Raw genomic sequence first — 11641 nt, forward strand, 5'->3', positions numbered from 1 at the left:
ACCTGCGAAAGGTCCGCACCATGAGCACCCGTCTCGCAAAACAGGGCCGGCTGATTGACCGGTCGAAAAAGGTCACATTTACGTTCAACGGCACTGCGATGCAGGGCTATGAAGGCGATACGCTCGCCTCGGCGCTGCTGGCCAATGATCAGATGATGATGGGCCGTTCCTTCAAGTACCACCGGCCGCGTGGCGTTGTCGCCAGCGGTGCGGAAGAGCCGAACGCTTTGGTTGGTCTGGGGCAGGGCAATCGTTTCGAACCGAACCAGCGCGCGACAACAACCGAGTTGTTCAACGGTCTGAACGCAATCTCTCAGAACCACTGGCCGAACCTCGAGTTCGACATCGGTGCAGTGAACACGGCGTTGGCGCGGTTCCTGCCCGCCGGTTTCTATTACAAGACGTTCATCCATCCGAAACCGTTCTGGAAACACGTCTACGAGCCCTTCATCCGCCAATCTGCCGGTCTGGGCAAAGCGCCTGACAAAGACAGCCGCGACGCGGACACCTATGAACACTTCTATGCCTTCACCGATGTTTTGGTGATCGGCGGTGGTATCGCCGGGCTGCAGGCCGCCAAAACGGCTGCGCAATCCGGTGCCAAGGTTCTGCTGATCGAGCAGACGGCGCATTGGGGTGGTCGCGCTCCGGTTGACGGTGGTACGGTGAATGGCGAGCCTGTGGATAAGTTCGTGGAACAATTAGTTTCCGAACTCGAAACAATGGGCAACGTTACCATGCGTGCGCGCTGCATGGGTGCGGGCGTCTATGACCACGGTTATGTACTGGGATATGAGCGTCTGACAGACCACACTCCGGGCATTCAAGGTCCGCGCCATCGGTTGTGGCGTATCCGCGCAAAGCAGGTTGTCACCGCCACCGGCGCAATTGAGCGTCCGTTGTCATTCGCGGGCAACGATGTGCCGGGCGTGATGCTGGCATCTGCGATGCGCGACTATGTTGTGAACTGGGGTGTAACACCCGGTGAGCGCGTAATTGTTGCCACCAACAACGACGACGCCTATCGCACCGCGATCTTGTTGAAACAGGCCGGTGTTGATGTTCTGCGCGTGGTTGACGCCCGTGCATCTGCTGGCCCTCTGGCGCAAGAGGCGCGGGACCTTGGTATCCGCGTTGATCCCGGCAAGGCCATCGCGAAGGTCAAAGGCGGTAAACGCGTCAAAAAGGTTGCCATCTGTAACCAAGAGGGTGTCGGCGGCGCGCGCGAAGAGATCGAAGCCGATGCGGTCGCCATGTCAGGCGGCTGGTCTCCGGTTGTGCATATGTGGTCACATTGCGGTGGCAAACTGATCTGGGACGAGGCGCACGCGCATTTCCGCCCCGATCCTGATCGCCCACCGTTGGGTGCTGATGGTGAAGGCTTTGTTCTTGCTACTGGCAGCTCGAATGGTCCGTTGGCTCTGGCAGATGTTCTGAAAGACGCAGACGCAGCAGGCAAAGCAGCGGGCAAGGCCGTTGGTCATACGCCCAAACGCACCAAAGCCCCGGTTGGTGAAACCACTGCCGAGGCACCGATGGAAGCTGTTTGGCTGATGCCTGCCAATGCTGAAATCCAGCTGCGCGCTAAATCGTGGCTCGACTTCCAGAACGACGTCAAAGTCTCGGACGTTCAGCTGGCGGCGCGCGAAGGGTATGAAAGCGTCGAGCACACCAAGCGTTACACCACGCTGGGCATGGCGACCGATCAGGGTAAGCTGAGCAATATCAACGGCTTGGCGATCCTTGCTGATGCACTTGAATCAGAGATTCCCAAAGTCGGCACCACCACCTTCCGTCCGCCCTATACGCCCATTTCGATGGGTGCGATCGGGGGCGAGGCGCGCGGTGAAGTGTTCCAACCGATCCGTCAGACTCCGATGCACAACTGGCATGACAAGAACGGTGCCGATTGGGAACCTGTCGGCCACTGGCGCCGGACATATGCCTATGTTCGTCCCGGTGAGTCCGTGCATGACGCAGTGAACCGCGAGGTGAAGAACACCCGCGAAAACCTCGGATTGCTGGACGCATCGACACTGGGAAAACTGATCGTCAAAGGGCCTGATGCAGGCAAGTTCCTCGACATGATGTACACCAACATGATGTCCACGCTGAAGGTCGGCAAATGCCGCTATGGCCTGATGTGTTCGGAAAACGGCTTCCTGATCGACGACGGCGTTGTCGCCCGGATCGACGATGACACCTGGCTGTGCCACACCACCACCGGCGGGGCCGAGCGCATCCATGGTCACATGGAAGAATGGCTGCAGACCGAATGGTGGGATTGGAAAGTCTACGTCGCCAATGTGACCGAGCAATATGCGCAAGTCGCCGTGGTCGGACCGAACGCGCGCAAGGTGCTTGAGAAGCTGGGCGGCATGGATGTCAGCAAAGAGGCGCTGCCATTCATGGAATGGCGCGATGGCAAGATCGGTGACTTCGATTGCCGTGCCTATCGCATCTCGTTCTCGGGTGAGCTGTCCTATGAGATCGCTGTTCCCGCATCTCAAGGTCAGGCGTTCTGGGATGCCTTGATGGCGGCAGGTAAAGAGTTCGGAGTGATGCCGTACGGCACCGAATGTCTGCACATCCTGCGGGCCGAAAAGGGCTTTATCATGATCGGCGACGAGACCGACGGCACCGTGATCCCGCAGGATCTGGGGCTGCACTGGGCGTTGTCGAAAAAGAAAGAAGACTACTTGGGCAAACGCGCCCATTCGCGCAGCCATATGACCGATCCAGAGCGCTGGAAACTGGTCGGTCTTGAGACTGTGGATGGTTCTGTCATTCCCGACGGTGCTTATGCGGTGGGCGAAGGCGTCAACGCCAACGGTCAGCGCAACATGATCGGGCGCGTGACCTCGACCTATTACTCGGCCAATCTGGGCAAAGGCATCGCCATGGGCTTGATCAAGCACGGCCCGGATCGCATGGGTGAGATTGTCGAGTTCCCGGGCACCGACGGTAAAACCTACAAAGCCAAGATCGTGGACCCGATCTTCTTCGACAAGGACGGGGAGAAGCAGAATGTCTGAACCCATCAGCGCACTGAACCACGCCAGTTATGACGGGATCGCCAAGATCGCGGAATGTGGCCTGCAAGGCATGATCACCCTGCGCGGTGATCTGTCCGACAAGGTTCTGGCCAAAGCCGTCAAGGATGCAACCGGGCAGAAAGTGCCGGGTCAGCGCGAGGCTTTGGTCAAGGGCGACACCGGCGTGGCTTGGATGTCTACCGATGAATTGCTGGTGCTGGTGCCTTACGCCGAGGCCGAGGCCAAATTGGCCGCAATGACCAACGCGCTCAGCGGCACGCATGCTCTGGCGGTCAACGTCTCGGATGCGCGTGCGGTATTCAGCATCACGGGTGCCAGCGCGCGTGAAGTATTGGGCAAGCTGGCCCCGGTTGAGCTGTCGGCAGAAGCCTTCCAACCCGGCCAAATCCGTCGCTCGCGTCTGGCGCAGGTGGCTGGCGCATTCTGGATGGACGACGATCAGACCTTCCGCGTTGTGTGCTTCCGCTCCGCTGCGGACTACGTCTTTAAATTGCTGAAGGTTGCCGCGCAGCCGGGCAGTGAGGTTGGCGTTTATTGATAGAAAGTTAAAAGCCCCGGATCATACGGGGCTTTTCTCAGCTTTGGACACTACAAGTGCCAACACCGTATGGTTTGTTCGCAAAGTTACCATGCAAAAAGGCCATGCGCACAGTAACGGACTTATCGGAAGGTTCGAGGTTGGCCTGATAGCGAACACGAACGTTTCCGCCTGCGGCCATGGTTTGATCTAAGTTCCAGACAACACGATAGCCTTTCGCGCCTCGATCTTTAAATTGTGCCGCTTCCCATTCCTGGTAAGAGCTGGCTGCCTGTGCCGACGCTTGGGCTGTATCAATCTTGAACCCGTACTCTGGCGCGATCCAGCCGTGGGCGTCCTGTTTTGTCATCTTACATACATAAGTAACGGTTTCGGCCGCTGCGGTTTGTGCAAATGCAAGCGCGGCAATCGTCAATAAAAATCTTTTCATTTCATCCAGTTATTTTTGGTTTCGGATGAGTGCAAACAATCCAGCACACCCAGAAGATGCAAGATCAATTCGTTGAAGTTTTTAGAATACCGGCCCCGGTGTTCCTTTATTGCAAGAGGATTGTGCGGTACCGGTTTAACCCCTCTGGCTTCAAAATCTCCGCCGGTTTCAGCGGTTGCATCTTGTCATCCGAGAGAGAGGGGTAGAAATCCAACGCCTCCAACAACCCAGCCACCCGGTCATGTCGTTCAGCCTCGGGCAGCAAAGGAGCGTGCAGCGACAAAAACAGGGCAGGGCGATGTTCTTTGAGCCACGGTGCGAGGGTTGGTAAGACAAAGAACTCTGCCCCCTCAATATCCATCTTAACCAACGACACGCCGGACAGATCATTTACGGCCGCGAACTGGTCCCACGCGATGGTCAATGCATCAGACCCATGCGCCCCGTCGTGCAGAAGCGAACTTGTGGAATCCCCCGGCTCGCCCCGAACCGAGGCCATACGCGCCACGCCAAACTGGTCCGACAGGGCGACGCCAAACGCCGAGACGTTTTGAACGTCATTCAGATCCAGATTCCAGGCCAGATGCCGGTACGCGGTGGGGTCGGGTTCGAAGCACCACACATGCCGTGCGTTTCGTGCGCCGTACAGGACTGTGGGACCGATCCAAGCCCCGATGTCCAGATAGTCGCTGTCGGGCGACAGGAACCGGTCCAGCACCGCAAAGGTTTCTGGTTCCCAATGGCCCGCAGACGCCTTGCGCCAGAATTTGGAATGATACGGGTCCAGGTGAAAGGGCTCTCCGTTCAGGGTACCTGCATAGTATCCGCGGGCGCGGTAAAACATCTTGCGCGCCTGTGTCAGCATCGCGGACCTCCGGGTTTTATTGTCTCGCCCCTTGACCTGCGGCGGCTGCCACAGCATTTAACCGATGGGAACCGCAACTTTAATTTAACAGGGGGCCGACATGGCTTTTGAACTTCCTGATCTTCCTTATGCACATGACGCGCTGGCAGCCAAGGGTATGTCCGCGGAAACGTTGGAATATCACCACGACCTGCACCACAAAGCCTATGTCGACAACGGCAACAAGCTGATCGCCGGCACCGAATGGGACGGCAAGTCGCTGGAAGAGATCATCGTTGGCACCTATGACGCAAACGCAGTGGCGCAAAACGGTATCTTCAACAACATCAGCCAGCTTTGGAACCACAACCAGTTCTGGGAAATGATGGGCCCTGGCGACAACGCGATGCCCGGTGAACTGGAAAAAGCGCTGACCGAAAGCTTTGGCTCGGTTGACGAATTCAAATCGCAGTTCAGCGCGGCCGGTGCCGGTCAGTTCGGTTCGGGCTGGGCGTGGCTGGTCAAGAACGCGGACGGTTCGCTGGCCGTGACCAAAACCGAGAATGGCGTGAACCCGCTGTGCTTTGGCCAAACCGCACTGCTGGGCTGTGACGTGTGGGAGCACTCGTACTACATCGACTTCCGCAACAAGCGCCCGGCATACCTGTCGAACTTCCTCGACAATCTGGTGAACTGGGAAAACGTCGCATCGCGGATGTAATGAATTGAACCGACGTCGGTTTATAAAGGGCCTGCTGGCGGTGACGCTTGCAGGTCTCATCACGTCAGCCTACGGGTTTTTCATTGAACCCGCAGTGCGGCTGCGCGTGCGTAAATGGCGCGTGCGTCGGGACGATTGGACGGCGCCACCGCTCAGGATCGCGGTGCTGTCGGATTTGCACGTGGGTGAGCCCTATGTTGGTCTGGATCGCATAAGGCAGGTTGTGCGCCGTACAAACGCATTGGCACCCGATGTTGTCCTGCTGCTGGGCGATTTCTTCGCAAGCCACAAAGGGGTCTCTGAAACCGTCGAGATGCAGGATCTGGCACCTGTATTGGCGGGGCTAGAGGCAAAGAACGGTGTCTTTACCGTGCTGGGCAATCACGACTGGTGGGATGACAAGCCAGCACAGCGTCGTGGGGCGGGGCCCAATCGCTATACCGAGACTCTGCAACAGAACGGCATTTCGGTTTTGTCTAACACCGCCGTGAAACTCGAAGCCCCCGGCATCTGGCTGGCAGGGCTTGAGGATCAACTGGCGATCTGGCGAAACGGTAAACCGAAGGGGCTGGACGATCTGGAAGGAACTTTGGCGCAGATCACCGACGATGCTCCGGTTGTAATGATGGCACATGAGCCGGATGTTTTCCCTAAGGTGCCAGACCGGGTGGCCCTGACCCTTTCGGGGCATACGCATGGCGGCCAAGTGCGCCTGTTTGGGTGGTCGCCCGTGGTGCCGTCGAAGTTTGGCAACCGGTTCGCTTATGGCCATGTGCGCGAAGGTGCGCGTGATCTGGTGGTGTCGGGGGGGATCGGATGTTCCATCCTGCCGGTGCGTTTCGGCGTGACGCCCGAAATCACCGTCGTAGAGATGTCGGCCTAAAGGAATGATGAGCCGCCGGTGAAATCCCGCCGACGGGCTTCTTTTCGGCACAACCGCATCTTGTTTGCCGTTCTGCAATGCACATCTTTGTAGGGCGGAGGGAGAGAACCGCACACCAATTTAAACAACGACCGGGCTGCGCACCGCTGGTGCGTCAACCAAACCGTATGTCCGGCAGGTCGAGGGATACCCAGAGAACAACCTTAACAGGAGATCGCAATGGTCGCACTTACACAGGGAACTTGGGTTATTGTTGCAGATGGAGAGAAAGCGCTGGTGATGGAGAATATCACCGATGCTGACGATCCCAATCTTGTCGTCGTCGCTGTCGAGGAACAGGACAACCCAGCCTCAAAGCCGACTGACCGCGCCGGTCGCCGGAACGATGGCGGGCCAAAGCAGAAATCGGCCCTTGAGGATCCAACGTGGAAGACCCATGCAAAGTCCCTGTTTGTGCAGGATCTGGCGAATTTGTTAAATCGCAAAGGGCTGAAAGGCGCTTATGACCGGTTGGTACTTGTGGCCAGCCCTCATGTTCTGGGTCTGCTGCGCCGCCGTTTGCACAGCGAAGTGCTGGGCAAGGTCGTGGCCGAGGTCAACAAGACCCTGACCAATCACCCCTTGCACAAGGTCGAGCAGGTTGTGCGCCACAGCCTGCAACCCAAGGCCCGACTGGCCTGATCAACAAGTCGGGCGGTTTTGCCGCCCGCACCGTTTCTGGTGTCAGTTTAGCTTGTTCCGCAAGGCGGCCATGGCCACGTCGGCATCTTCTACCCATGTGATGAAATCTGCCAGCGACCCGTCGGCAAAGCCTTGTCCGATCACCTGACCCAGCAGCGTCTGCAGCGCATCCCAATAGCCATTCACGTTCACCACGACGATGGGCTTGTCGTGCAGTCCCAACTGACGCCAAGTGAGGGCTTCGAACAATTCATCCAATGAGCCCGGCCCTCCGGGCAGAACGACCACCGCGTCGGCGTTCATGATCATGACCTTCTTGCGCTCGTGCATCGTCTCGGTGATCACGAAATGGGTCAGATCGGTCTTTCCGACCTCACGCTGAACTAAATGCACCGGAATGACGCCAAAGGTTTCACCACCGGCATTTTGCGCGGCACGGGCCACTTCGCCCATCAATCCCACATCCCCGGCGCCATAAACCAGCCGCCAGCCTTCCTGCGCCAGCAGCGTGCCGAAGTGCTTAGCAGTTTCAGAATAAGACTTCTCGGCACCATTGCGTGACCCGCAATACACACACACTGATTTCTGAGACATGAAAGAAGGGCTCCGGGTTGTGTCAGAGGTTTTGACCCGTGATAGCGGGATTGATAGATTGCCTCAACTGTCCGCCGGAAAGCTTTTGAACGAAAAGCTTTTGTAGGGCGGAGTGAAAGGAAAAGAATGAACGCCAATTCGGGAAACGAAAGCTCGGGCAATTTCATCTGGGGGGTGATTGCAGGGCTTGTTGCAGTATTGGGTGCAGGTGGCTTGTACCTGTCGGGCGTCTTCACCAACGCACCGGAACCTGACGCAAACACACCGCAGGAAACTGCTTCCGTTCCAGCAATCTCAGAGCCAGCAGATGAGGCCCCGAAAGCAGCAAAAGAGGCGGATGAAGTTACTGTCGCAGAGCCGTCCAATCCGGATACTGCGTCGTCAGAAGAAACACCCGCACCTGCTGAAGACCTGGCGGAGCAAGCGGAAGAACCTGCTGAAACGGAAGCCGCCGAAGTTGCAGAGGAAGTGGCTGCGCCTGCGCCTGCGCCCGTCGCGCCTCCCGTCCTGGATCAGATTTTTGTAGAAACTGACGGCACCGCGCTTCTTTCGGGTGACGCAGAACCCGGCAGTCAGATAGAAGTTCTGCTGAACGGCGAAGTCGCACATTCTTTTACCGTGGATGGCAGCGGTCAGTTTGCTGAATTTGTGACGATCCCCTTCAGCGACACCGCGCAGGGACTTGTGTTGCAAAGCACGGACGGGGCGCAAGCAACGCGATCCGACGACTATCTGATTGCCGCCTTGCCCAAGCCAATCAAAGAAGAACCTGTTGCCGAGACGACGCCCGAAGCCCAGCAGAGCGCATCTGAGGACGCGCAGGAGCAGGTGGCCACAGTCGACGAGACCCAGCCCGATGCTGACGCTGCGGCAGACGTCTCGGAACCTGAAACGTCAGAGCCCGGGGCTGCGACAGTTGAAACTGCTGAACTGACCGATGAAGCCCCACAGCAGGATCAGCAGGTCGCCGTGCTGCGATCTGGCGAAGAGGGCGTTGAGCTGGTGCAGCCCCCGGTCGTGCGGGATACCCCACCCGAGCAGGTCGCACTGGACACGATCGGATATTCCGAAACGGGCGATGTGCAGCTGACAGGGCGCGTTCAGGATGGGACCGCCATTCGGTTGTACCTGAACAATCGTCTGGTCGCGGACCTTGCCCCGGAACAAGATGGATCCTGGCGCAGCGATCTGGAGGGAATTGACCCAGGCGTCTACACGCTCCGGGTAGATGCGGTAAACACGGACGGGACGGTCCTTAGCCGGGTCGAAACTCCGTTCAAACGCGAACCACTTGACGTTCTTCAGGCCGCAACGGGCACGGCTCAGGCAGATACGCCTCAAGCGACCCCTGCAATCCGGTCTGTCACGGTGCAGCAGGGCGACACGCTATGGGCCATCTCACGTGATCGATTTGGCGACGGGGTCTTATATGTGCGGCTGTTCGAAGCCAATCGTGACTTGATCCGCGATCCGGATCTGATCTATCCCGGGCAAATCTTTACAATCCCGGAATAATCAGCCCTTCTGGCCTTTTATGGGCAGAGGTCTAACTCTGACCGCAGACAAGGCACGTGATGAGACGCACATCTCCTAGGACTTCAGATGACATGGTGTCGGATGACGAACGCAGCTCGGGCTGGCGGACGATCCGCAAGGTTGCCCCCTATCTCTGGCCCGACGACGAGCCGTGGGTAAAGCGTCGCGTCGTCATAGCCATGGGTATGCTTGTTCTGGCCAAGGTGATCGCGGTTTATACGCCCATTCTGTACAAAGGCGCTGTTGACGCGCTGGCGGGCGAGGGTGTGCCGCCATTGGCGCTGGGCGCAGTTGGATTGACAGTGGCGTACGGCGTGGCGCGAATGATGACGGTGGGCTTTCAGCAATTGCGGGATGCCGCCTTTGCCCCCGTCGGACAACGCGCCTTAAGGGCGCTGGCGCTTGAGACGTTTCAACACATCCACAACCTATCGATGCGCTATCACGTGACGCGTCGCACTGGCGGGCTGAGCCGTATCATCGAACGGGGCGTCAAAGGGGTTGAGTTCCTGCTGCGGTTCCTGCTGTTCTCGATCGGGCCGCTTATTCTGGAGCTGCTGCTGGTCGCCATCATCCTGATGTGGCTGTTCAATGTCTGGTACCTGGTTGTCGTTGCCGTCACCATTGGTCTGTACATCTGGTTTACTTTTGCCGTGACCGAATGGCGCGTGAAGCTGCGGCGTGAGATGAACGATCAGGACACCGAGGCCAACCAGCGCGCCATCGACAGCTTGCTAAACTTTGAAACCGTCAAGTATTTCAACGCCGAAACCCGCGAGGCTGAACGGTACGACGTGTCGATGAAGGCCTATGCAGCGGCTGCGCTGAAGACGGCCTATTCATTGGCATTTCTGAACTTCGGACAATCCTTCCTGATCACCTGCGGCCTGATTGGTGTGATGGTTCTGGCCGCAATCGGGGTACAGAACGGCAACCTAACTGTGGGCGATTTTGTCATGGTCAACGCCTACATGATCCAGATTACCGTGCCGCTGAACTTTCTTGGTACGGTCTATCGGGAAATCCGGCAATCCTTGGTCGATATGGGGCAAATGTTCGACCTGCTTGAACAACCCGCCGAAGTCACAGACAAGGCCTGCGCGCCGAATCTGAAGGTAAACGGCGGCGAAGTCACGCTTGAGGACGTGCATTTTGGCTATGATCCCGAGCGTGAAATCCTCAAGGGCGTGTCCCTGACTGTCCCGGCTGGGAAAACCGTGGCCATTGTGGGGGCGACAGGGTCGGGTAAATCGACCATCGGGCGGCTCTTGTTCCGGTTCTACGACGTGACCAAAGGGGCGCTGAAGATCGATGGTCAGGACATTCGCGACGTGACCCAGACCAGCCTGCATGCCGCCATCGGTGTCGTCCCGCAAGACACGGTGCTGTTTAATGACACGATCCGCTACAACATTGCCTATGGCCGCGACGGTGCCACCATGGACGAGGTCGAAGCAGCGGCCAAGGCGGCGCAGATTCACGATTTTATTGCCTCATTGCCCGAAGGGTATGACACCAAGGTAGGCGAGCGTGGCCTGAAGCTTTCCGGTGGCGAAAAGCAACGTGTCGGAATAGCACGCACCTTGCTGAAGAACCCACCGATCCTGCTGTTGGACGAGGCGACCTCGGCGCTGGATACGGATACTGAGCAGGACATCAAAGATGCCCTGGCCCGAGCAGGTGAGGGGCGGACGGTGATCACCATCGCGCATCGTCTGAGCACCATCGCCGAGGCCGATCAGATTGTGGTTCTGGAGGCCGGAGAGATCATCGAACAGGGTTCGCATGATCAACTTCTGGCAAGGTCGGGTCGGTACGCTCAACTTTGGAACCGCCAGCAATCGGACGGTGAAGCGGCCTGAGGCTCTTTGAACATCGCGATATTTGATAGGCTGCGATGAGTGAAAAAGGTGGCTTCAATGATTGCCAGAATGAAAAAACGGCTGCTGCCGATTTTGATTGCGGTTTGTCTTCCTGTTGCCGTCGCAGCGGATCCCATCGTTGGGGTCTGGAAAACCGAGCCGGATCGAAAGAACCTGACCTCACACATCAAAATCTCGGCTTGTGGAGATAAATTCTGCGGCCAGATCCTTTCGGCCTATGACGCCTCGGGCAAAGAAGTCCAAACGCCAAACATTGGTAAAAAGCTGTTCTGGGATGTTGCCAGCGAAGGCAGTGGAAAATATGGCGGCGGAGAATTCTGGGTTCCGCTGATCAACGTAGACGCCGTGCCGCAAATGACATTGCAGGGTGACACGTTGTTGGTCAAAGGGTGCGAGCATGAGATTTGCGCGCATCAGACGTGGTCTCGTTTGTGATATCGGTCAAATGAAAAAGGACCGGAAAATCCGGTCCTTT

11 protein-coding genes are annotated in these 11641 nt (G+C 57.7%); 8 read left to right on the forward strand and 3 right to left on the reverse strand.

The window, feature by feature from the left end; genetic code table 11:
- Window positions 1-20: 20 nt before the first annotated feature.
- Entirely contained in the window at window positions 21-3035 is a 3015-nt protein-coding gene (locus GS646_RS05750) for a sarcosine oxidase subunit alpha family protein (protein ID WP_171185935.1), read from the forward strand.
- Window positions 3028-3594, forward strand: coding sequence for a sarcosine oxidase subunit gamma (locus tag GS646_RS05755; RefSeq protein ID WP_171185934.1), 567 nt, complete (start codon window positions 3028-3030; stop codon window positions 3592-3594). Before GS646_RS05750 ends, GS646_RS05755 begins: the two co-directional genes overlap by 8 nt.
- Window positions 3595-3631: 37 nt before the next feature.
- Here the strand turns inward: GS646_RS05755 and GS646_RS05760 are convergent, their stop codons facing one another.
- Together GS646_RS05760 and GS646_RS05765 are read right to left on the reverse strand one after the other, a co-directional pair.
- The gene (locus tag GS646_RS05760) at window positions 3632-4024 is read right to left on the reverse strand and encodes a hypothetical protein (RefSeq protein ID WP_171185932.1); all 393 of its coding nucleotides are present in this window, start codon (window positions 4022-4024) and stop codon (window positions 3632-3634) included.
- 106 nt (window positions 4025-4130) lie between these two features.
- The gene (locus GS646_RS05765) at window positions 4131-4889 is read right to left on the reverse strand and encodes an FkbM family methyltransferase (RefSeq protein ID WP_171185930.1); all 759 of its coding nucleotides are present in this window, start codon (window positions 4887-4889) and stop codon (window positions 4131-4133) included.
- 100 nt (window positions 4890-4989) lie between these two features.
- Here GS646_RS05765 and GS646_RS05770 point away from each other — a divergent pair, with 100 nt between their 5' ends.
- The 3 genes from GS646_RS05770 (at window position 4990) to GS646_RS05780 (ending at window position 7153) form a co-directional block, all read left to right on the forward strand.
- Window positions 4990-5589 (forward strand): superoxide dismutase, encoded by a 600-nt coding sequence (locus GS646_RS05770; RefSeq protein ID WP_170704218.1) that lies wholly within the window; start codon window positions 4990-4992, stop codon window positions 5587-5589.
- 4 nt (window positions 5590-5593) lie between these two features.
- On the forward strand, window positions 5594-6472 hold the full coding sequence (locus GS646_RS05775; protein ID WP_171185925.1) for a metallophosphoesterase: 879 nt from the start codon (window positions 5594-5596) through the stop codon (window positions 6470-6472).
- Window positions 6473-6691: 219 nt separating this feature from the next.
- Window positions 6692-7153 (forward strand): host attachment family protein, encoded by a 462-nt coding sequence (locus GS646_RS05780; protein ID WP_171090811.1) that lies wholly within the window; start codon window positions 6692-6694, stop codon window positions 7151-7153.
- 42 nt (window positions 7154-7195) lie between these two features.
- Here GS646_RS05780 and GS646_RS05785 read toward each other — a convergent pair whose 3' ends face one another.
- Window positions 7196-7747 carry a TIGR00730 family Rossman fold protein gene (locus GS646_RS05785; RefSeq protein WP_171185923.1) on the reverse strand — a complete coding sequence of 184 codons (552 nt, stop codon included), beginning with the start codon at window positions 7745-7747 and terminating at the stop codon, window positions 7196-7198.
- A 126-nt stretch (window positions 7748-7873) separates the two neighbouring features.
- On the opposite strand from GS646_RS05785, the gene GS646_RS05790 reads away from it, so the two are divergent.
- The 3 genes from GS646_RS05790 to GS646_RS05800 all read left to right on the forward strand — a co-directional run bounded on the left by GS646_RS05790 (window position 7874) and on the right by GS646_RS05800 (window position 11601).
- Window positions 7874-9262 (forward strand): LysM peptidoglycan-binding domain-containing protein, encoded by a 1389-nt coding sequence (locus GS646_RS05790; RefSeq protein ID WP_171185920.1) that lies wholly within the window; start codon window positions 7874-7876, stop codon window positions 9260-9262.
- Window positions 9263-9354: 92 nt separating this feature from the next.
- Entirely contained in the window at window positions 9355-11145 is a 1791-nt protein-coding gene (locus GS646_RS05795; RefSeq protein ID WP_216600447.1) for an ABC transporter ATP-binding protein/permease, read from the forward strand.
- Between the two features lie 69 nt (window positions 11146-11214).
- Window positions 11215-11601 (forward strand): DUF2147 domain-containing protein, encoded by a 387-nt coding sequence (locus GS646_RS05800; RefSeq protein ID WP_253746597.1) that lies wholly within the window; start codon window positions 11215-11217, stop codon window positions 11599-11601.
- Window positions 11602-11641: the final 40 nt, after the last annotated feature.

The organism is Ruegeria sp. HKCCD4315, assembly GCF_013112245.1.
Classification (GTDB): domain Bacteria; phylum Pseudomonadota; class Alphaproteobacteria; order Rhodobacterales; family Rhodobacteraceae; genus Ruegeria.